General features: G+C 65.7%; 19 protein-coding genes. 10 read left to right on the top strand and 9 right to left on the bottom strand.

Features of this window, described 5'->3' with window-relative positions; translation table 11 throughout:
- Positions 1-52: 52 nt before the first annotated feature.
- From AC5QPF_RS29595 to AC5QPF_RS29605, 3 genes are all read right to left on the bottom strand, one after another.
- Positions 53-631, bottom strand: coding sequence for a YceI family protein (locus AC5QPF_RS29595; RefSeq protein WP_494961128.1), 579 nt, complete (start codon positions 629-631; stop codon positions 53-55).
- Between the two features lie 31 nt (positions 632-662).
- Positions 663-1,214 (bottom strand): cytochrome b/b6 domain-containing protein, encoded by a 552-nt coding sequence (locus AC5QPF_RS29600; RefSeq protein WP_494961129.1) that lies wholly within the window; start codon positions 1,212-1,214, stop codon positions 663-665.
- Positions 1,215-1,449: 235 nt separating this feature from the next.
- Positions 1,450-3,246: an FAD-dependent oxidoreductase gene (locus tag AC5QPF_RS29605; protein ID WP_494961130.1), complete on the bottom strand. Its 1,797-nt coding sequence runs from the start codon at positions 3,244-3,246 to the stop codon at positions 1,450-1,452.
- Between the two features lie 204 nt (positions 3,247-3,450).
- Between AC5QPF_RS29605 and AC5QPF_RS29610 the strand changes: the two genes are divergently transcribed.
- Together AC5QPF_RS29610 and AC5QPF_RS29615 are read left to right on the top strand one after the other, a co-directional pair.
- Positions 3,451-4,857: an adenosylmethionine--8-amino-7-oxononanoate transaminase gene (locus AC5QPF_RS29610; RefSeq protein WP_494961131.1), complete on the top strand. Its 1,407-nt coding sequence runs from the start codon at positions 3,451-3,453 to the stop codon at positions 4,855-4,857.
- A gap of 146 nt (positions 4,858-5,003) precedes the next feature.
- A complete protein-coding gene (locus tag AC5QPF_RS29615) occupies positions 5,004-5,726 on the top strand; it encodes a 16S rRNA (uracil(1498)-N(3))-methyltransferase (RefSeq protein WP_494961132.1) in 723 nt (240 codons plus the stop codon).
- Positions 5,727-5,732: 6 nt separating this feature from the next.
- Here AC5QPF_RS29615 and AC5QPF_RS29620 read toward each other — a convergent pair whose 3' ends face one another.
- The 6 genes from AC5QPF_RS29620 to pilG form a co-directional block, all read right to left on the bottom strand.
- Positions 5,733-6,191: a chemotaxis protein CheW gene (locus tag AC5QPF_RS29620; RefSeq protein WP_330076075.1), complete on the bottom strand. Its 459-nt coding sequence runs from the start codon at positions 6,189-6,191 to the stop codon at positions 5,733-5,735.
- Entirely contained in the window at positions 6,184-11,466 is a 5,283-nt protein-coding gene (locus AC5QPF_RS29625) for an Hpt domain-containing protein (protein WP_494961133.1), read from the bottom strand. The genes AC5QPF_RS29620 and AC5QPF_RS29625 overlap by 8 nt, the downstream gene beginning before the upstream one ends.
- A gap of 82 nt (positions 11,467-11,548) precedes the next feature.
- Positions 11,549-13,597, bottom strand: coding sequence for a methyl-accepting chemotaxis protein (locus tag AC5QPF_RS29630; RefSeq protein WP_494961134.1), 2,049 nt, complete (start codon positions 13,595-13,597; stop codon positions 11,549-11,551).
- Positions 13,598-13,612: 15 nt separating this feature from the next.
- On the bottom strand, positions 13,613-14,152 hold the full coding sequence (locus AC5QPF_RS29635; protein ID WP_494964274.1) for a chemotaxis protein CheW: 540 nt from the start codon (positions 14,150-14,152) through the stop codon (positions 13,613-13,615).
- Between the two features lie 11 nt (positions 14,153-14,163).
- Positions 14,164-14,529, bottom strand: coding sequence for a twitching motility response regulator PilH (gene pilH / locus AC5QPF_RS29640; RefSeq protein ID WP_494961135.1), 366 nt, complete (start codon positions 14,527-14,529; stop codon positions 14,164-14,166).
- A gap of 45 nt (positions 14,530-14,574) precedes the next feature.
- Positions 14,575-14,985 (bottom strand): twitching motility response regulator PilG, encoded by a 411-nt coding sequence (pilG, locus tag AC5QPF_RS29645; protein WP_330076071.1) that lies wholly within the window; start codon positions 14,983-14,985, stop codon positions 14,575-14,577.
- Between the two features lie 193 nt (positions 14,986-15,178).
- Between pilG and gshB the strand changes: the two genes are divergently transcribed.
- The 8 genes from gshB to hslV all read left to right on the top strand — a co-directional run bounded on the left by gshB (position 15,179) and on the right by hslV (position 21,783).
- Complete coding sequence (gene gshB, locus AC5QPF_RS29650) at positions 15,179-16,132, top strand: glutathione synthase (protein WP_494961136.1); 954 nt, start codon at positions 15,179-15,181, stop codon at positions 16,130-16,132.
- An 88-nt stretch (positions 16,133-16,220) separates the two neighbouring features.
- Entirely contained in the window at positions 16,221-17,123 is a 903-nt protein-coding gene (locus AC5QPF_RS29655; protein WP_494961137.1) for a TonB family protein, read from the top strand.
- A gap of 48 nt (positions 17,124-17,171) precedes the next feature.
- On the top strand, positions 17,172-17,741 hold the full coding sequence (locus AC5QPF_RS29660; protein WP_494961138.1) for a YqgE/AlgH family protein: 570 nt from the start codon (positions 17,172-17,174) through the stop codon (positions 17,739-17,741).
- Entirely contained in the window at positions 17,741-18,172 is a 432-nt protein-coding gene (gene ruvX, locus AC5QPF_RS29665) for a Holliday junction resolvase RuvX (RefSeq protein WP_494961139.1), read from the top strand. Before AC5QPF_RS29660 ends, ruvX begins: the two co-directional genes overlap by 1 nt.
- A gap of 62 nt (positions 18,173-18,234) precedes the next feature.
- Entirely contained in the window at positions 18,235-18,753 is a 519-nt protein-coding gene (gene pyrR, locus AC5QPF_RS29670) for a bifunctional pyr operon transcriptional regulator/uracil phosphoribosyltransferase PyrR (protein WP_494961140.1), read from the top strand.
- Between the two features lie 12 nt (positions 18,754-18,765).
- Positions 18,766-19,770: an aspartate carbamoyltransferase catalytic subunit gene (locus AC5QPF_RS29675; protein ID WP_494961141.1), complete on the top strand. Its 1,005-nt coding sequence runs from the start codon at positions 18,766-18,768 to the stop codon at positions 19,768-19,770.
- Positions 19,767-21,038 (top strand): dihydroorotase, encoded by a 1,272-nt coding sequence (locus AC5QPF_RS29680; protein WP_494961142.1) that lies wholly within the window; start codon positions 19,767-19,769, stop codon positions 21,036-21,038. Before AC5QPF_RS29675 ends, AC5QPF_RS29680 begins: the two co-directional genes overlap by 4 nt.
- Positions 21,039-21,252: 214 nt before the next feature.
- Entirely contained in the window at positions 21,253-21,783 is a 531-nt protein-coding gene (hslV, locus tag AC5QPF_RS29685; RefSeq protein WP_458979473.1) for an ATP-dependent protease subunit HslV, read from the top strand.
- Positions 21,784-21,799: the final 16 nt, after the last annotated feature.

Here is a 21,799-nt window from a genome sequence, read left to right on the forward strand (position 1 = left end):
CTCAAAAAAAACGCCGCCCTCAAGGGCGGCGTTTTTGTTGGCGAGGCAGCAATTACTTCTGCTTCACACCTTCCAGCGAGATGTCCAGATCGAAGGTCTGGGAAGCCGGACCTGGGCCTTTGATACCGAAGTCACCCAGGTTGACGGTAGTGGTAGCGTTGAAACCGGCACGCTCGCCGCCCCATGGATCCTTGCCTTCACCGATGAAGGTGGCCTTGAAGGTCACCGGCTTGGTCACGCCGTGGAAGGTCAGGTCGCCAGTCACGTCAGCGGTCTTCTCGCCGGTGGATTTGACGCTGGTGGAGACGAACTTGGCGTCCGGGTACTTCTTCACGTCCAGGAAGTCGGCGCTGGCGATGTGCTTGTCACGCTCGGCGTGGTTCGACCACAGGCTGGCGGTTTTCACATCGACGCTGATCTTGCTCGCTTCAGGCTTGGCGGCATCCCAGGAGAAGGAGCCGTCGAAGTCCTTGAAGGTGCCGTGGATGAAGCTGTAGCCCAGGTGGCTGATCTTCCAGTCGACGAATGCGTGCTGGCCTTCCTTGTCGATCTTGTAGTCGGCAGCCATGACCTGACCAGCCGAGAGCAGAGCGGTACCCAGTGCCAGAGCGGCAAAAGTCTTTTTCAACATTCTTTCGATTCCTTTGAGTGGAGGTTGAACATCAAGCCTTGCGGCCCAGCATGCGCGTCAGGGTCGCATCACGGTCGATAAAGTGGTGCTTCAGAGCGGCCAGCCCGTGCAGGACGGCGAACACCACCAGTCCCCAGGCCAGATAGAGGTGAACCACGCCGGCGATATCAGCCTGATCAGGCAGGCCGGAAATCAGTGCGGGTACTTCGAACAGGCCGAACACCGGGATCCCCGCGCCGTCGGCGGTGGAGATCAGGTAGCCGGCGATCAGCACGCTGAACAGACCAACGTAGAGCAGCAGATGACCGAACCTGGCAGCGACGCGGGTCAGCGTGCCATGGTTGGCCGGAGCCGGTGGTGGCGGGCTGACGAAACGCCAGACCACTCGCAACAACATCAGCGCCAGCACGGTCAGGCCAATGCCCTTGTGCAACTCTGGCGCGGTGTGGCGCCAGGAACTGTAGTAATCCAGGCCGACCATCCAAAGGCCCAGCCCGAACAGACCGAACACCGCCAGGGCGACGCCCCAGTGCAGGACGATGCTGACCACGCCGTAACGAGAAGATGAATTGCGAAGCTGCATGTGCCGGGTTCCCCGTAAGAATTGCTGCCAAGACTAACCGGTTATCTATCGATATAAAGCGGAAAATTTCGCTTTGAACTATCAAAAAAATAGATATTAAGTGTGTCGCAGAGGCGTTAAGGAAACATTAACACTGGGGGAAAGACTGTAGACGTACGTCTGAAGGAATGCGAACGCGGGACCTGTGGGAGCGGGCGAACCCGCTCCCACACTGATCGAGGTGGGCCCGAAGACTTCAGCCTGCCTTGGCCTGACTGTCAGCCGCCGGCTTCTTGGCCGGCTGTGCCTTGGCCTCGGTCTTCCTGGCCGGGGCGTGGGTGGTGGTTTTCTTCGGTGCAGGCTTGCTTTCCGACTTCTTCACCGGCGCCGCTTTTGCCGGTGCCGGCCTGGCAGCAGGTACGGCCTTGGCCGGCTCTTCCTTGGCGACCGGGGCCGGTGCCGCTGGAGCAACCGGTGCAGGTGCTGGAGACGGAGCAGGCGCCGGCGCTACCGCCGTCTCTGCTGCCTTGGCGGTTTCCGCCGCTACCGGCTTGTCATCGCCACCACCGAACAGACGCGAGAAGAAGCCCGGCTTGTCATCCTTGCCCTTGTTCGCCGCTGCTGCCGCCGCCGCGCCGGCCGCTGCCGCAGCCACCGCCGGCTTGGCATCGAACGACTTGCCCGCCGCCAGGTCCTCGACCTGCCCCGCTGCACGCTTGCCACTGCGCAGCGCGCCCTCCAGGGTGCCTGGGTACAAGGCGTCGGTATGCTCGCCGGCGAAGGCGATGCGCTGCACCGGCTTCTCCCACAGGCGCCAGTATTTGCTGATCTGTCCCGGGCCATAGGCCAGGTACGAACCGCCGGTGCCCACATCGGTGCTGTAGCGACGGATCTCATAGCCGGTGAACGCGCCACGGGCCTGTGGATAGAAGGCATGCAGGCGGATCAGCACCTGGTCGACCATCTGCTTGTCGCCGAACGCCTGCATCACCCGGGCGTTGTCGCCGGACAGGTTGATCACCACGTTGGCACCGCCCTTCAGCGCCGGTTCGATCCACAGCATGCCCAGGCCGGCGTTGCTGTAGATCTCGCCGGACATGCGCGCGCGGCTTTCCCAGACCGGGTTCTTGAACTTCAGCATCAGTTGGTCGCGCCAGCCGTAGTTGGTGCCTTTCAAGGCAGCCTGATGGCGGTCGTCCAAAGCCGGGGTCAGCTGGATCTTGGCCAGGGCGCGCAACGGCACCGCCAGCACCAGGTAGTCGGCCTGGTAGCCGACCCCGCCGACCTTGACGGTGACACCGTCCTTGTCCTGGCTGATGGCGGTGACCGGCGAACTGGTCTTGATGGTCTTCAGTTGCTTGACGAAGGCCTGGGCCAGCACAGGGCTGCCGCCTGGCAGGCGTGCGGCGCGCAGGTCGCGGTCGTTGACGCCACGGTAGACACGGGTCTGCTGGGCGAAATACAGCAGCGACAGGCGCGACGGTTCGTCATAACGGGTCCGGATCTGCTGGTTGACCAGTTGTCGCGCGGTGGCCGGCAGTTGCAGCTTGTCCAGCCACGCGGAGACGTTGATCTGGTCGAGGGCGAACAAGGTGCTGTTGGCGGCCGGGTTCTCAGGGTCACTGATGGACGCGGCGAGGTCGTCGAGGGTCTTCTCGTAGCGTTTCAGCGCCTCGGCGGTGGCTGGCTGCTTGGTGGTGAGGTCGGCGGCACTGAAATACTCGCCGTCGATCAGGTAACTGGGCGTCCGAACGAACTCGGGGGCTGGCAGCGTGGTGAGCTTGAAGGCGTCCAGGTACTGGTTGAGCACCGGTTGCGCCTTGCTGTTGCCGACCCATTCACTGGTGGCCAGACCGGAACGGCCGCCGATGCCCGGCTTGGCCTCCAGCAGGGTGACCTGCCAGCCTTTGCTCTGCAACTCATAGGCTGCGGTCAGACCCGCCAGGCCGCCGCCGACCACGATCGCGGTCGGGGCCTTGGTCGCCGCCATCGCCCCCGCGCTGAACAACCCGATAAACACCAGCGCGCAGCCGCGCAGCCAACCAGCAGACATTCGTCGAACTCCGGATATAGGCAGAAAAAACGGGGAAGAATTCCCCGGGAAAGATGGGTTGCAGGATACGTCACGGCACATCAGGTCGCCAGCACGAGCGCCAGGCGGGAATGGCGTGAATAGCAGAGGAACATTGTCCTGCACCCTGGCTTTGCTTAGGCTTACGCGGGTTTACCCAACCCGCGTTGCCAGGAGTACAAGCCCATGGGCCTCAACCAACAGTGGATGGACCGCGACCTCAAGGTCCTGTGGCATCCCTGCACCCAGATGAAAGACCATGAGCAGCTGCCGCTGATCCCGATCAAGCGCGGTGAAGGCGTGTGGCTGGAGGACTTCGAGGGCAAGCGCTACCTCGACGCGGTCAGCTCCTGGTGGGTCAATGTGTTCGGCCATGCCAACCCGCGCATCAACCAGCGCATCAAGGACCAGGTCGACCAACTGGAGCACGTGATCCTCGCCGGCTTCAGCCACCAGCCGGTAATCGAGCTGTCTGAACGCCTGGTAAAGATCACCCCGGAAGGCCTGAACCGCTGCTTCTACGCCGACAACGGCTCGTCCTGCATCGAAGTGGCGCTGAAGATGAGCTTCCACTACTGGCTGAACAAGGGCCGCCCGGAGAAGAAGCGCTTCGTCACCCTGAGCAACAGCTACCACGGCGAAACCATCGCGGCGATGTCGGTGGGCGACGTGCCGCTGTTCACCGAGACCTACAAGGCGCTGCTGCTGGACACCCTCAAGGTGCCGAGCCCGGATTGCTACCTGCGCCCCGAAGGCGTGAGCTGGGAAGAGCATTCGCGGACGATGTTCGCGGCCATGGAGCAGACCCTCGCCGAGCACCATCAAAGTATCTCCGCCGTGATCGTCGAGCCGCTGATCCAGGGCGCCGGTGGCATGCGCATGTATCACCCGGTGTACCTCAAACTGCTGCGCGAGGCCTGCGACCGCTACGAAGTGCACCTTATCCACGACGAAATCGCCGTGGGCTTTGGCCGTACCGGAACGATGTTCGCGTGCGAGCAGGCCGGCATCCGTCCGGACTTCCTCTGCCTGTCCAAGGCTCTGACCGGCGGCTACCTGCCGCTGGCGGCGTGCCTGACTACCGACGAGGTGTACGGTGCGTTCTACGACGACTACCCGACGCTGCGCGCCTTCCTGCACTCCCACAGCTACACCGGCAACCCGCTGGCCTGTGCCGCGGCGCTGGCGACCCTGGATATCTTCGAGCAGGACAACGTGATCGAGGCCAACAAGGCGCTGAGCCAGCGCATGGCCAGTGCCACGGCGCATCTGGTGGATCATCCGCATGTAGCCGAAGTGCGCCAGACCGGCATGGCCGTGGCCATCGAGATGGTGCAGGACAAGGCGAGCAAGAGCGCCTATCCGTGGCAGGAACGGCGCGGGATGAAGGTGTTCGAGCATGCCCTGACCCGGGGGGCGCTGTTGCGGCCGCTGGGTAGCGTGGTGTATTTCCTGCCGCCTTATGTGATTACACCGCAGCAGATCGATTTCCTGGCCGAGGTGGCCAGCGAGGGGATCGATATCGCGACGCGGGACAAAGTCAGCGTGGCGGTGCCGGCAGACTTCCATCCGGACTTCCGGGATCCGGGCTAGGTAATTTCAGTGGTCTCTCGGGCCTCATCGCGGGCAACGCCCGCTCCCACAAGGATCTGCGGTGCATGCGGTTCCTGTGGGAGCGGGCGTTGCCCGCGATGAGGCCCGAGAGGTCAAAGCAGAACTTTTGAACAGTAGAGCCCCCAATGCGCCTCTCCCGCTTTTTCATCGATGCCCCGCTGAGCCTTGGCGAGCACGACCTGCCTGAAGCCCAGGCCCACTACATCGGCCGTGTCCTGCGCATGAGCGCCGGCGACGCCGTGCAACTGTTCGACGGCAGCGGCGAGGAATTCCTCGGCGAGTTGCTCGAAGTCGGCAAGAAAACCGTGCGTGTGCGCCTCGACCAGGCCCTCCCCGGCCAGGCCGAATCGCCCCTGCATATCCACCTCGGCCAGGGCCTGTCCCGCGGCGAGCGCATGGACTGGGCGATCCAGAAAGCCACCGAGCTGGGCGTCAACGTCATCACGCCAATCGTCAGCGAACGCTGCGAAGTACGCCTCAAGGATGAACGCGCCGACAAGCGCCTGGCCCACTGGCGCCAGGTGGCGATCAGCGCCTGCGAGCAGTGCGGTCGCTCCAGCGTGCCGCGCATCGAGGCGCCGGTGACCCTGGCCGAATGGCTGGCCGCCCGCGACGAAGCCCTGAAACTGGTGCTGCACCCGGTGGCCGAGCCGCTGGTCAGCCACGAACGCCCGGCCAGCCTGGCCTTCCTGATCGGCCCGGAGGGCGGCCTGTCGGACGCAGAAGTGACGCAGGCCAAGACCAGCGGCTTCCATTCCGCCCGCCTCGGCCCACGGGTCCTGCGCACGGAAACCGCGCCGGTGGTGGCGCTGGCCGTGGCCCAGCAGCTGTGGGGCGACTTTTCGTAAAAAAACCTAGTTCGACGGCAGGAGTTTTTCCAGGGCCACCAGGTCCGGCACCCGGGCAACCTGCTCGCCCACCTGCACCGCCGCCAGCTCCAGCGCGCCGAGCGGCACGTCAACATAGTTGAGCTGGCTGTCGAGCTTGCAGGAGCGTGGAATGCCCTGCACCAGCAGGGCGAAGAAGCTGCGCGAAGTGCCGCCAAGCGCATTGAGCACGACGATCCGCGCCCGCTCCCCAACCTGGGTCTGACCACCACAGGCCGCCTCGAAGCTCAACAGCGGCAAGCGCAGGCCGCGCCAGTCGATCCAGCCCAGCAGCCAGGCGGGCTGGTCGGGCGCCGGTGCACAGTGCTGGTAGCCGATCAGCTCGGCCACCGCCACGTTGGGCAGCACCAGACTGCGGTCGCTCAGCGGCAGCAGCAGCCCGGTCAGGCTGCTGCGTCGGCCGCTGCGGGTAACTTGTTCAAGCATGGGAATGACTCCAGCGGGCGATGCTCTGCAGCAGCACGGATTCCTGGTATGGCTTGCCCAGGTAGTCGTTGACGCCGATGGCCATGGCCCGGTCGCGGTGCTTCTGGCCGGTCCGCGAGGTAATCATGATGATCGGCAGGTTGTGCAGTTGCGGATCCTGGCGCACCTGGGTGGCCACCTCGAAGCCGTCCATCCGCGGCATCTCGATATCCAGCAGCAGTACGTCGGGCCGGTGCTCGGCCAGCACCGCCATGGCGTCGACCCCGTCCTTCGCCGTCAGCACGTGCATGCCGTGACGCTCCAGCAGGCGTCCGGTGACTTTTCGCACGGTCACCGAGTCGTCCACCACCAGCACCAGCAACGGCCGGGCCGGACCGCTGCCCGCCAGCAGCGGCACGTCCCGCTCCGGTCGCCCGGCCTGCTGCGCCAGGCGCAAGTGCAGGCCGCGCAGTTGCGTCAGGACGTCGAGAATCAGCACCACCCGACCATCGCCGAGCAAGGTTGCCCCGGCCAGGCCCTGCACCGCGGCAAATTGCGGGCCGAGGCTCTTGACCACGATCTCGCGGCTGGCCGACAGGCTGTCCACCTGCAACGCAAACTGCTGGTCATGGGCATGCACCAGCAACACCGGCAGCGGCAGGCTCTGACCGAGCAGGCGTGGCTGGCGCTCGCCCTGCAGCAGCTCACCGAGGTAGCGCAGTTCATACCCGCGCCCGGCATATTCGTAGCGCGGCGGATCGAGGCGATAGCAGGCCTCAAGCTCTGCCGGCGGCACCCGCACCACGCCGTCGATGGCGTTCAGCGGTACGGCGTATTGCTCCTCGCCACAATGCACCATCAGCGCGCGGTTCATCGAGACGGTGAACGGCAGGCGAATCAGGAAGCGCGCCCCCTTGCCCGCCACCGAGCTGATGACCATCGAACCACCAAGCTGCTTGACCTCTTCATGGACCACGTCCATGCCCAGGCCGCGCCCGGAAATCTGGGTGATCTTCTCGGCGGTGGAAAAGCCCGGCTGGAGGATGAACTGCATCACCTCGTGGTCGCTGAGTTCGCTGCGCGGATCGAGCAGGCCGCGCTTGATCGCCTTCTTGCGCACGGCTTCCAGAGGTACCCCGGCACCGTCGTCGAACATCTCGATAACGATATCGGCGCCCTCGTGGAGCAGATTCAGGGCGATCATGCCCTGTTCCGGCTTACCCGCGGCCAGGCGCACCTCGCGACTTTCCAGACCGTGGTCGACGGCATTGCGCAGCATGTGCTCCAACGGCGCCACCATGCGTTCGAGAACGCTGCGGTCCATCTCGCCCTCGGCGTTGCCCACCACCAGTTCGACCTGCTTGCCCAGCTCGCTGGCAGTTTGCCGCACCACTCGCTGCAAACGCGGCACCAGGCGCTCGAAGGGCACCATGCGGGTACGCATCAGGCCCTCCTGCAGCTCGCTGTTGACCCGCGCCTGCTGCGACAACAGGCTCTGTGCCATCTGGTTGCGGGCGCCGAGGGTCTCCTTCAGGTCGAGCAGGTCCGAGGCCGACTCCGACAAGGCCCGGGAAAGCTGCTGCAACTGCGAGTGACGGTCCATCTCCAGCGGGTCGAAGTCTTCGTAAGCATCGCCGTCGATCTGCAGGCGACCCAGCAGGCTGCCCTGGGTTTCGGTGTCGAGGCGACGCAACTGGTCGCGCATGCGCTCCAGCGTGGTTTCCATCTCGTTGAGGGCAACCTGGGCGTCGTTTATCTGCTGCTCCAGGCGCCCGCGCAGAATCGAGGTCTCGGCGGCCTGGTTGCCGAGGTCGTCGAGCAGTTCAGCGTTGACCTTGACCATGTCCAGCGCCGCCCGCTCCGGCGCCGGCGCCGGTGCTTCGGCGGGCGTGCTGTCATTGCCCGGCGCGGCGGCAGCGCTGTCGCTGAGGGCTGCGCTGCTGAAGTTGCGGATGTAATCGATCAGCGCCGTGGCCGCGTGCAGCGGCTGCTGCAGGCGCACCGCATCGAGCATGTGGGCGAGACGGTCGTGGCAGTTCTGCAACAGGCTGAACAGCGCCGGACTCGGCTGCAGTTGCCCGGCGGCGAGGTGTTCGTAGAGGAATTCCAGTTCGTGGGCAAGGTCGCCGATCGGCGCGATTTCCACCATGCGCGCGCCACCCTTGAGGGTGTGCAGGTCGCGCAGCAGGTTCTCCACCTCGACGCTACTGCGCGGGTCGGCCTGCCAGCGGGTCAAAGCCGCAGCAGCGCTTTCGACGATATCCACGCCTTCTTCGAGGAAGATATCCAGCAGTTCCTTGTCGCCCTCCTGCTCCGGCTGCTCGGCCTTGGCCGCAGCACTGGCCGGCTGGGTGTGATGGCGGAACTCGCGCAGGGCGGCGAGGCTTTCCACCACCGAGTCCAGTGTGTGGCCCTGGCTCAGTTGCGCCAGCAGCCGGGCCAGCAGGGTGTGGCTGCCGCGAAGCAAGCTGGCGAGTTCCAGCGACGGGCTGAAGCGGCGGTCCACCAGGCCTTCGTAAAGCAGCTCCAGCTCGTGGGCGAGCACGTCGAGCGGGCCGATCCCGGCCATGCGCGCGCCACCTTTGAGGGTGTGCAGGTCGCGCTGTAGCGAGGACAGCACCGAGGCGTTGTCCGGTTCGTCGATCCAGCGCTTGAGGGCCTGGTCGGCACTGTCCAGCACATCGATGGCTTCTTCGAGGAACAGCGCTACCAATTCATGATCGGTTTCCTCGTCAGCAAGCTCGCGGGTTGCCGTGTCCAGCGCGACGACGCTCGACGTGCCGTCGCCGTGCTGTCGTACCAGGCCCATGGCGGCGGGATCCAGCCCCTGTTCCAGCAGTTCGCGCAGGGCGTGCAGGCGCTCCGGGCAAGGTTCCACCTCCTGGCCGGCGGCAATCTGGTCGAGCATGTTGATCAAGGCTTCATGGGCCTGTTGTGCTTCGTCGAAGAAGCGCGCATCAGCCACCAGGCTGCTTTCTTCCACCGCACCGTAGAGGTCCAGCAGGGCTTCGCACAGTTCGTCGACCTGCCACAGGTTGGCCAGGTGCGCGCTCTGCCCGAGGGTGGTCAGTTCGTCCAGCAGCGAATTGAGTTCGTGGCGCTCGCCGGGATGCTCCTGCCAGCGCAGCAGCAGAGATTCGGCGTCGAGCAGGATGTCCATGCCCTGTTCGAGGAAGCTGGCGATCAGTTGCGGGTCGCGCTTGATGCGCAGGCTCTGGTCCGGCGAGTCGAACAGCGCCTGGAGCCGCGCACTGACCACCTGCTCGACCTGCTCGATCAGGATTTCCGCGCCCTTGATCGGCGCCAGCGGCGTCGTGCCGAGCTGGTCCAGGCCGCGGCGCAGCAGCGGCTCGGCCATTTGCAGGAGGTAGATTTCATCGAGATCGAAGCCCACCTGATGGGCCTTGAACTCACGGGCCAGCAGGTCCAGGGCCGTGGCCAGCTCGGCGATCGGCGTGACCCCGGCCATCGCCGCGCTCCCCTTCAGGGTGTGCAGGGCCCGTTGCAGATCGTCGCTGACCGGCGCCGGCAGGTACAGCTCGGCGCCTTCGAGAAAGGCGTCGAGGCTCGCCAGGTGGGTCTGCGCCTCGTTGCGGAAGATCTCCAGCAGTTGCGGGTCGAGGGCCTCGGCATTTTCCTCGTCGCCGGCGCCATCGTTCATTGCCAGGGCGTGCAGGTGGCTGGCCAGGTGCTCGACATGGGCGTGGGCATGTACCTCGCCGCTTGCGAACTCGGCGACCAGCGGCGGCATCAGCGTCATGGCCTGGCCGATCGCCTTGAGCACATCATCGCGGCTGCCGACGCGGCCTTCGAGCATGCGGTTGAGCAGGTGCTCGCCAGCCCAGGCCAGTTCGGCCAGGACCAGGGCACGGACCATGCGCCCGCTGCCCTTGAGGGTATGGAAGCCGCGACGCAGCTCAATCAGCGCCTCGCGCGGATGCCCTTCGCTGCGCCAGCGGCGCCAGTGCTCGTCCATCTGGCCGAGGACTTCCTCGGCTTCTTCGAGGAAGACCTCGCGCAATTCTCCGTCCACCGGCTCCGGCGCGGCGATGGCCAGCGGCGCCAGTTGCACCGGCCGCGCCAACACCGGGAAGCCAAGCGCCGCCAGGGCCCGACGCGCGCGGGCGAGCAAGGCGTCGACATCGGCCTGCAGGTCGATACTCAGGGCTTGCAGATAACAGTCGAGGCTACCGATGACGTCGGCCAGGTGCTCCAGCTCGATCTCGCCGGGCAGGGATTCGGCCTGCAGCACATGGGCCTGCAGGTAGTCGGTGCAGCGCTGCACCACCGCGGCGGGCTGCGGCAGCATGAGCATGGCCAGGGCGCCGCGGATCTGCCCGAGCAGGTCCGGCAGCGGTTGCAGGCGCTGGCGTTCCCAGCCGGCTTCGAGGCAGTCGGCGATCAGGTCGCGGGCCTGCAGCAGCACGCCATGGGCCTCGTCCAGTACAAGCTGGCGAATCTCGCTGATATCGGTGCCGGCAGGCGGGCTCTGGTTGGCGGACTCCATGGAGCCGACCATGCCGCCGAGGGTCGCCTCGGCGTACTGCAAGGCCCCGGACACGTCCAGCAGCAGTGGCAGCTCCGTGGCACGCTGGCCGCTGACCATGCCCTGCAGGGTCGCCACCTGGTCGAGGATTACCCGGCGCGGTTGGTTGAAGCCGAGCACGGCGAGGGTATCGGCGATCTGCCGCAGTGGCGCAAGCAGCGGTTCCAGTTCTTGCGCCTGTTGCTGATCACCACGGACGAACTGGTCGATACGCTCCTTGATGCGCAGCAGGTCCTCGCTGATCGCCGCCATCACCGAGCGCATGGCATCTCGCCCGGGCATGTCGGAGAGGCGGCCGTGCAGGGCGTCCAGGGACAGTTCGAAACTTTCCCCGGCACCGCCCAGCGCGCTTTCCCCCAACGCCTCGACGCCACGGGCGGCGCGCAGCTGGTTGAGCAGCGGCAGGACCAGCAGCGGCAGGTCGCGGCGGGCGCCGCGCAGGCGTTCGAGGTACAGCGGCAACTGGGTCAGCGCCCGGAACAGAGCGCCCTGAGCCTCGCCATGACCAGCGGCCTTGCCCGCGGCCAGGGCCCGGGCCAGCAGCTCCATTTCCTCGGCCAGCAAGGCTGCGCCCTTGAATTCCAGGAGCACCAGGCAGCCGCGCACCTGGTGCAACGGTTCGATACCGTTGTCCAGGTTGTCGCTTTCACCTGCGACGAATTGCTCCAGCGCTTGGCGCGCCTGCGCGAGACTCTCGTCGATCGCCTCCCTGACCCACGCCAGAGCGACGAAATCTTGCCGGTCAGCCATGTCTGCTCTCATAGAACAAAATATTTCTTACTGATACACACAAAACCTGTGGGAGCGAGCTTGCTCGCTCCCACAGGAAAAATCAGCGCGGCTCCGCTGATGCAGGCAACGTAAAGCCCGACACCGAACGCCGCATCTCGCTGGCCATGCGCGCCAGGTCGCCGATGCTTTCGGCGGTGGCAGTGGAGCCGGACGAGGTCTGCGAGGTGATCTGCTGGATGATCGCCATGGTGTGGGAAATCTGCCCGGCGGACGAGGTCTGCAACTGCGCCGCGTCGGAAATGCTCAGGATCAGGTCGGCCAGGGTCTGCGACACGCCCTCGATCTCTTCCAGGGCCACCCCGGCGTCCTGAGCCAGACGCGCACCGCGCACCACCTCGGCGGTGGTCTGCTCCATGGAAATGACCGCCTCGTTGGTGTCGACCTGGATCGCCCGCACCAACGCCTCGATCTGCCGGGTGGCCGAAGACGAACGCTCCGCCAGGCGCTGTACTTCGTCGGCGACCACGGCAAAGCCGCGCCCGGCCTCACCGGCCATGGACGCCTGGATCGCCGCATTGAGGGCGAGGATGTTGGTCTGGTCGGCAATGTCGTCGATCAGGCCGACGATATCGCCAATCTCCTGGGAAGACTCGCCCAGGCGCTTGATCCGCTTGGCGGTGTCCTGGATCTGCTCGCGGATGTTGTCCATGCCGCGGATGGTGTTGTGCACCACCTCGTTGCCCTTGTTGGCGATGGCCACCGAGCGCTCGGCAACCTTGGCCGACTCGTAGGCATGCCCGGACACGCGGTCGATGGATTCGGCCATGTCGCCCACTGCCATCGACGCATCGGCGATCTGCTGGGCCTGGTGCTCGGAGGCCTTGGCCAGTTGGTGCGCGGTGTTCTGGGTGTCTTCCACGGCGGAGGCGACTTCCTCCGCGCTGAGGTTGATGGTCGCCACCAGGTCGCGCAATTGGTCGATGGAATAGTTGATGGAATCGGCGATGGCCCCGGTGAAGTCCTCGGTGACCGAAGCCGTGACGGTCAGGTCGCCGTCGGCGAGGTCTTCGATCTCGTCGAGCAGGCGCATGATCGCCTGCTGGTTGCGCTCGTTCTTTTCCGCGGTCTCGCTGAGCTGACGGTGGGTCTCGCGGACCATCACCAGGCCGATAAGAATGATCGAGGCCAGCGCCAGCAGGCCCAGCACGTAGCCTCCGACGGTATCCAGGGTGCGTCCGCTGGCCAGGTTCTCGAAACCGTTGGCCAGGCGCGAGGCTTCGTCGAGCAGGGTCTGCGACAGACTGAAGATGTTGCCGGCGGCCTCGCGCACGCGGAACAGCTCCGGCGAAGTCTCGAGGATTTCGTCCACGGAGCCGGCGACAAACTGGAAGAGCTCGGCGATTTCACCCAGACGTGCTCGAGCGTCGGGGTCCTGGACGCGGGTGATCTGCAGGGTCGGGTTACCGCCGAGCATGCCCTCCAGCACCTGGCCGAAACGACTGGCATCGCGGCCGAAGGCATCGGCGGCCTGCACAGAGGTGTCGTCGCCGGCCAGCACGGTGTTCACCGAGCCGAGGATGCGCTCGGCGAGCAGCGCCTGGCGCTGGGCCATGGCCACCTGATTCGCCGGGGCACCGCTCTGCAGGAGGATTTCCACCACTTTCTCGTACTCGACCTGCAACTGCGGCACGGTCTCGGCCAGGGTCGCAGCAACCTGGTGCAGGGACAGCACGGTCTGTTCGCTGGCGAGGATCACGTCGGTGTTTTTGCGCAGGGTCTCCCAGTCACGCTGCACCGCGGCCATCTCATCGCGAACCGCCACCGGCGCCGATGGCAGGCCGGTGCTGTGGTCGCCTTTCTTCAGGTAGCCCCAACGCTGCTCGAAATCGTTGCGCGCCTCGCTCAGCAAACGGAACGCCACGGTCTTGCCGGAGGCCGCTTCAGTGGCGTTCTTGGCGATGCGCTGGGACAACACGCGCAGCTCGCCAGCGTGGCCGATGTATTGCTTGTCGTGGTTGGCCTGGGTATTGAGGTAGGCGAAGTTGGCGAACAGCAGGATGATCGAGAGGATCAGCACGACGAACAGTGCGGCGATCTGCGCGCTGCTGCGCGAACTTTTGACGGCACTGGCGAACTTGGGCTGGGTCACGGGTCTGGCGTTCCTTTACAGCGCGACATCGAGAAAGCCCTGGGCCTGGACCAGGGCGAAGGGGCTGAAGATTCCCCAGCAGTTCTCCCGCTGGAAATGCCCTTGGATATAAGGTGCGGCGCTGCCAAGCAGGGGCGACGGCGGCGCCAGCTCCAGACTGTCGAGGGCGAAATGCTGCAAACCGAGCACTTCGTCCACCAGCAGGCCGGCGAGCAGTTCGTCATGGTCGACCACCAGCACCCGCCTTTGCTTGCGACCGGTGCCTGGTTCCAGGCCGAGGAAACCGCCAAGGTCGGTGACCGGCAGCAACTGGCCGCGCAGGTTGGTGACCCCGGCGACCCACGGTTTGACTCCGGGAATCCGGCTCAGGCGCGGCGCCGTGAGCACTTCGGCGACCTCACCCATGGGCGCGACGAAACAGTGCCCGCCCAAGCGAAAGCCGATGCCGCTCCAGGTTTGCAGCCGGGTTTCCTGAAGGGGCAGGTCGGCGGCCAGCAGCCGGCAGCGCCGGTCGATGTCCAGCAGCAGCTCGAAGGCCGTCAGCGACTCGCCCATGGCCTCGCGGATCAAGCGTTGAGGACGTCGTTGAGGACGCGGATCAGGTCGTCTTCGTCCACCGGCTTGACCAGGTAGCTCTTGGCGCCCTGGCGGGTGCCCCAGACCTTGTCGGTTTCCTGGTCCTTGGTGGTGACGATGATCACCGGGATGTCCTTGGTCGCCGGATCCTTGCTCAACTGGCGGGTGGCCTGGAAGCCGTTCATGTTGGGCATGACGATGTCCATCAGCACCGCGTCGGGCTTCTCCTGGGCAGCCAAGGCCACGCCGTCGGCGCCATTGGCCGCCTTGAGCACCTGGTGCCCGTGCTTTTCCAGCATGCCGCTGAGCTTGTACATTTCGGTCGGCGAGTCGTCGACGATGAGAATTCGGGCCATCTTGTTCCCCATGAAAGGCAAGACGCCGGCGCGCGGGCGCTGGCGTCAGGGTGCGTGTTGTTCTTCGGCGGTGAAACCCGGCACATGGGCACGGATCGCCTCCAGCAGTTCTTCCTTGCTGAACGGCTTGGTGAGGAACTGGTCGGAACCGACGATACGCCCGCGGGCCTTGTCGAACAGACCGTCGCGGGACGAAAGCATGATCACCGGGGTGTCCTTGAAGGCACTGTTGTGCTTGACCAGCGCGCAGGTCTGGTAACCATCCAGGCGCGGCATCAGCACGTCGACAAAGATGATCCCGGGACGGTGGTCGACGATCTTGGCCAGGGCATCGAAGCCGTCGATGGCGGTGATGACCTCGCACCCCGCTTCGCTCAGGAGCATCTCGGCGGTGCGGCGAATCGTCTTGGAGTCGTCGATCACCATCACTTTCAATGCCGCGTCGGGCTGAACCATATTCGCTCTACCATTCCTGTCGGATAGCGCCATGCCGGCCACCTGCCACGCATTTTTAGCACACTCAGGGGGTGCATTCCATCGAGCCACGCCGGCGGCGTTTTTCCCTTGACCGCCGGCGTCGCGAGCGCCACCCTGAGCCACTTTTCATTCGAACCACTGCGGCCCCGCGCCGCCGAGAGGATTTACCCCCATGAGCGTTCGCCTCGGCATTGTCATGGACCCCATCGCGTCCATCTCCTACAAGAAGGACAGCTCGCTGGCCATGCTGCTGGCCGCCCAGGAACGCGGCTGGGAACTGTTCTACCTGGAGCAGAAGGACCTTTACCTGGGTGCCGGCCAGGCCCGCGGGCGGATGCGTCCGCTGAAAGTCTTCGCCAACCCGGAAAAATGGTTCGAGCTGGAAGCCGAGCAGGACAGCCCGCTGGCCGAGCTGGACGTGATCCTGATGCGCAAGGATCCGCCCTTCGACCTGGAATTCGTCTATAGCACCTACCTGCTGGAGCAGGCCGAGGCCGAGGGCGTGCTGGTGGTCAACCGCCCGCAGAGCCTGCGCGACTGCAACGAGAAGCTGTTCGCCACGCGTTTCCCGCAGTGCATGGCGCCGACCCTGGTCAGCCGCCGCGCCGATATCCTGCGTGAATTCGCCGCCACCCACGGCGACGTCATCCTCAAGCCGCTGGACGGCATGGGTGGCGCCTCGGTGTTCCGCCACCGTCCGGGCGATCCCAACCTGTCGGTGATCCTCGAGACCCTGACCCAGCACGGCCAGCAGCAGATCATGGCGCAGGCCTTCCTGCCCGAGATCAAGGACGGCGACAAACGCATCCTGATGATCGATGGCGAGCCGGTGCCCTACTGCCTGGCGCGCATCCCGGCCAGCGGCGAGACCCGCGGCAACCTGGCCGCCGGCGGCCGTGGCGAGGCCCGTCCGCTGACCGACCGCGACCGCTGGATCGCCGCCCAGGTCGGCCCGAGCCTGCGCGAGAAGGGCCTGCTGTTCGTCGGCCTGGACGTGATCGGCGACTACCTCACCGAGATCAACGTCACCAGCCCGACCTGTATCCGCGAGATCGATGCTGCCTACAACACCAACATAGGCGGGCAACTGATGGACGCCATCGATCGCCAGCTGAAGGCACGCTGACCGACGACAAGAGGAAACACCGCGGAGTGGGTTATCATGCCGGTCCTTTGCCACCAGGCTCCCCGCTCCGCCGGTTGTTGACTATCAGATGACGCTGCCCGCCGATATCCCTGCCGACTTCGCTCCGCCCCGCGTCCGCGCGGCGGACCGCTTGGGCTTTACCCTGTTCGTGGCGGCGCTGTTGCACCTGGCGCTGATCCTCGGGGTGAGCTTCAGCTATACCAAGCCGGAGGAGATCCGCCGCACCATGGACATCACCCTGGCGATGTTCAAGAGCGAGGAGAAGCCCAAGCAGGCTGACTTCCTCGCCCAGGAGAACCAGCAGGGCAGCGGCACCCTGGACAAGGCGGAAGTACCGAAGACCACCGAGGTGGCGCCGTTCCAGGACAGCAAGGTGAACAAGGTCACCCCGCCGCCGGCCTCGCGCAAGGAAGACGTGCCGCCTCCACCGGCCAAGGCCGCGGTCACCACCGTCGCACCAAAAGCCCAGAAAGTGCAGCCTGCACCCAAGGAAGCCAAGCCCAAGGAAGCACCGAAGACACCGGCCCCGGATTTCGACAGCTCGCAGCTGTCCGACCAGATCGCCAGCCTGGAAGCCGAACTGGCCAACGAGCAGCAGTTGTACGCCAAGCGCCCGCGCATCCACCGCCTCAGCGCCGCTTCGACCATGCGCGACAAGGGCGCCTGGTACAAGGACGAATGGCGCAAGAAGGTCGAGCGCATCGGCAACCTCAACTATCCCGACGAAGCCCGCCGCCAGCAGATCTACGGCAGCCTGCGACTGATGGTCTCGATCAACCGCGACGGCTCGCTGTATGAAGTGCTGGTGCTGGAGTCGTCCGGCCAGCCGCTGCTGGACCAGGCTGCACAGCGCATCGTGCGCCTGGCCGCGCCTTTTGCACCGTTCACCGGCGATCTGTCGGACATCGACCGGCTGGAGATCATCCGCACCTGGCGCTTTGCCCGGGGCGACCGTCTGTCCAGCAATTAACGACAGCGCAGCTTGTCAGCCCGGCGCCTCACCGCCACACTACCGGGTATGAAAAATTTCAGCCCGACTTACCTCAAGCATCAGTTCCTGATTGCCATGCCGCACATGGCGGACCCGAACTTCGCCCAGACCCTGACCTACATCGTCGAGCACAACGCCAACGGTGCCATGGGCCTGGTGATCAACCGTCCGCAGGAGCTGAACCTGGCCGACATCCTCGAACAGCTGCGTCCCGAGGAGGAACCGTCGCCCTCCAGCCTGAACGTGCCGATCTACATCGGCGGGCCGGTGCAGACCGATCGCGGTTTTGTGCTGCACACCAACGAGAAGTCCTACCAGGCCACCATCCAGCTCGATGACCTGGCGCTCTCCACCTCGCAGGACGTGCTTTTCGCCATCGCCAACGGCACTGGCCCGCGGCAGAGCCTGATCACCCTCGGCTACGCCGGCTGGGAAGCCGGGCAACTGGAGGCCGAACTGGCCGACAATGCCTGGCTGAACTGCCCGTTCGATCCCGAGATCCTCTTCGGCATGGCCACCGAACTGCGCCTCGATGCTGCCGCTGCGCGCCTGGGCATCAACCTGCACCTGCTGACCAGCCAGGCGGGGCACGCCTGATGGCCGAGCTTCGACTGCTGCTGGGTTTCGACTACGGCAGCAAGCAGATCGGCGTCGCCGTCGGCCAGGTCATCACCGGCCAGGCCCGTGAGCTATGCACGCTGAAGGCGCAGAACGGCGTGCCGGACTGGAACCAGGTGGAAAAGCTGATCAAGGAGTGGAAGCCAGACGCCCTGGTGGTCGGTCTTCCCCTGAACATGGACGGCACCCCCAGCGAAATGAGTGACCGCGCGGAGAAATTCGCCCGCCGCCTGAACGGCCGCTTCAATCTGCCGGTCCACACCCACGACGAGCGCCTGACCACCTTCGAGGCCAAGGGCGAGCGCATGGCCCGTGGCGGCCAGCGTGGCAGCTATCGCGACAACCCGGTGGATGCCATCGCCGCCGCCCTGCTCTTGCAAGGCTGGCTGGAGGCCAATACCGCGTCGTAATCCCCCGAATCTTTGGTTTCAAGTCGGGCCAGCCCACTGCCCCGGCGTTTTGAGGAGCAAGCATGAGCCTACCCAATCCCGCCGACCTGATCCGGCAGATGGCCGTCGATCTTCGCGCCCATCTGAGCCGCCGCAACATCACTGAGCCGCGCTTCATCGGTATCCGTACCGGTGGCGTCTGGGTAGCCAAGGCCCTGCTGGACGAACTGGGCAGCGACGAGGCCATGGGCACGCTGGACGTGTCCTTCTACCGCGATGACTTCAGCCAGAACGGCCTGCACCCGCAGGTGCGTCCTTCGGAGCTGCCGTTCGAGATCGAAGGCCAGCACCTGGTGCTGGTGGACGACGTGCTGATGAGCGGCCGGACCATCCGCGCCGCACTCAACGAGCTGTTCGACTACGGCCGTCCGGCCAGCGTGACCCTGGTCTGCCTGCTCGACCTGGATGCCGGCGAGTTGCCGATCCGCCCCAACGTGGTCGGCGCAACCCTGTCCCTGGCCCCCCATGAACGGGTAAAATTGCTCGGCCCCGCGCCGCTCGCCCTCGAGCGCCAGGACCTCGCCTCCGCTTCCGCCCTTTAAGAGTCCCCCGCGATGACGCCAATCGACGCCAAGCGCCCGCTGCAGCTCAACGATCAGGGCCAGCTGCGCCACTTCCTCTCGCTCGACGGCCTGCCCCGCGAGCTGCTCACCGAAATCCTCGACACCGCCGACTCGTTCCTCGAAGTCGGTGCCCGGGCGGTGAAGAAAGTCCCGTTGCTGCGCGGCAAGACCGTATGCAACGTGTTCTTCGAGAACTCAACTCGTACCCGCACCACCTTCGAACTGGCCGCCCAGCGCCTGTCGGCGGACGTGATCACCCTGAACGTGTCGACCTCCTCGACCAGCAAGGGCGAAACCCTGTTCGATACCCTGCGCAACCTCGAAGCCATGGCCGCCGACATGTTCGTGGTGCGCCACGCCGACTCCGGCGCCGCGCACTTCATCGCCGAGCACGTGTGCCCGGACGTGGCGATCATCAACGGTGGCGACGGACGCCACGCCCACCCGACCCAGGGCATGCTCGACATGCTGACCATCCGTCGCCACAAGGGCGGCTTCGAGAACCTCTCGGTGGCCATCGTCGGCGACATCCTGCACTCGCGGGTGGCGCGTTCGAACATGCTCGCACTCAAAGCCCTGGGTTGCCCGGACATCCGCGTGATCGGCCCGAAGACCCTGCTGCCGGTGGGTATCGAGCAATACGGGGTGAAGGTCTACACCGACCTGGCCCAAGGCCTGAAGGACGTCGACGTGGTGATCATGCTGCGCCTGCAGCGCGAGCGCATGGCCGGCGGCCTGCTGCCGAGTGAAGGCGAGTTCTACCGCCTGTTCGGCCTGACCACCGCGCGCCTGGCCGGGGCCAAGCCGGACGCCATTGTCATGCACCCGGGTCCGATCAACCGCGGCGTGGAGATCGAATCCGCCGTGGCTGACGGCGCCCACTCGGTGATTCTCAACCAGGTTACCTACGGCATCGCGGTGCGCATGGCGGTACTGTCCATGGCCATGAGCGGGCAGAACGCCCAACGTCAATTCGAGCAGGAGAACGCCCAGTGACTCTCAGCATCCTCGGCGCCCGGGTCATCGACCCCAACAGCGGCCTGGACCAGGTCACCGACCTGCACGTCGACAGCGGCAAGATCGTCGCCATTGGCGCCGCACCCACCGGTTTCAAGGCCGTACGCAGCATCGACGGCGCCGGCCTGGTGGTCGCACCGGGCCTGGTCGACCTCAGCGTGTCCCTGCGCGAGCCGGGCTACAGCCGCAAGGGCACCATCGCCAGCGAAACCCGCGCCGCCGCCGCCGGTGGCGTGACCAGCCTGTGCTGCCCGCCACGCACCAAACCGGTGCTGGACACCCCGGCCGTCGCCGAACTGATCCTCGACCGCGCCCGCGAAGCCGGCCATGCCAAGGTGTTCCCGATCGGAGCCCTGAGCAAGGGCCTGGAGGGCGAGCAACTGGCCGAGCTGGTGGCCCTGCGCGACACCGGCTGCGTGGCCTTCGGCAACGGCCTGGAAAGCTTCCGCAACACCCGCACCCTGGCCCGGGCGCTGGAATATGCGGCCACCTTCGACCTGACCGTGGTCTTCCACTCCCAGGACCGTGACCTGGCCGCCGGCGGCCTGGCCCATGAAGGCGCCATGGCCAGCTTCCTCGGCCTGCCGGGCATCCCGGAGACCGCGGAAACCGTGGCCCTGGCCCGTGACCTGCTGCTGGTGGAACAGACCGGTGTGCGCGCCCACTTCAGCCAGCTCACCAGCGCCCGTGGCGCGCAACTGATCGCCCAGGCCCAGGCCCGCGGCCTGCCGGTGACCGCCGACGTGGCGCTGTACCAGTTGATCCTCACCGACGAAGCGCTGGTGGACTTCTCCAGCCTGTACCACGTGCAACCGCCGCTGCGCACCCGTGCCGACCGCGACGGCCTGCGCGAGGCGGTGAAATCGGGGGTGATCCAGGCGATTTCCAGCCATCACCAGCCTCATGAACGGGACGCCAAGCTGGCGCCGTTCGGGGCCACCGAGCCGGGCATCAGCAGTGTCGAAGTGTTGCTGCCTCTGGCCCTGACCCTGGTGGAAGACGGCCTGCTCGACCTGCCGACCCTGCTCCAGCGCCTGTCCGCCGGCCCGGCTGCGGCCATGCGTCTGCCAGCGGGTGAACTGCGCGTTGGCGCGGCGGCCGACCTGGTGCTGTTCGATCCGAAGGCCTCCACCGTGGCAGGTGAGCAATGGCGCTCGAAGGGCGACAACTGCCCGTTCATCGGCCACTGTCTGCCGGGCGCGGTGCGCTACACCGTGGTGGACGGCCACATCAGCCACGAGGGCTGAGTCTCTAAAAGCATCGCTGGCAAGCCAGCTCCCACAGGTTCACTGCAAGGCTCAGGCCTGAGGTGATCCCTGTGGGAGCTGGCTTGCCAGCGATTGGGGGCACCGCGGTCTCCGACCAAGGTCGCGCCGCCCGTCCCTCAAGGTTGAAATCCTTCCCCGCACCCCCATATGAGTCTGCACAGGCATTTTCGCCCCGCTGCGTGGAGACTCTCCCTTGACCACCATCGTTTCTGTTCGTCGCCACGGCAAAGTCGTCATGGGCGGCGACGGCCAGGTTTCCCTCGGCAACACCGTGATGAAAGGCAACGCCAAGAAGGTCCGTCGCCTGTACCACGGCCAGGTCATCGCCGGTTTCGCCGGTGCCACCGCCGACGCCTTCACCCTCTTCGAACGCTTCGAAGGCCAACTGGAAAAACACCAGGGCCACCTGATCCGTGCCGCCGTCGAGCTGGCCAAGGAATGGCGTACCGACCGCTCCCTGAGCCGCCTGGAAGCCATGCTGGCAGTCGCCAACAAGGATGCCTCCCTGATCATCACCGGCAACGGTGACGTGGTCGAGCCGGAAGACGGCCTGATCGCCATGGGCTCCGGTGGTTCCTACGCCCAGGCCGCCGCCCGCGCCCTGCTGCAGAAGACCGACCTGTCGGCCCGGGAAATCGCCGAGACCGCCCTGAATATCGCCGGTGACATCTGCGTGTTCACCAACCACAACCTGACCATCGAGGAGCAGGACCTGGCCGAGTGATTCAGCTGTTCTGGCG

It is taken from the genome of Pseudomonas sp. Con_6 (genome assembly GCF_059379395.1).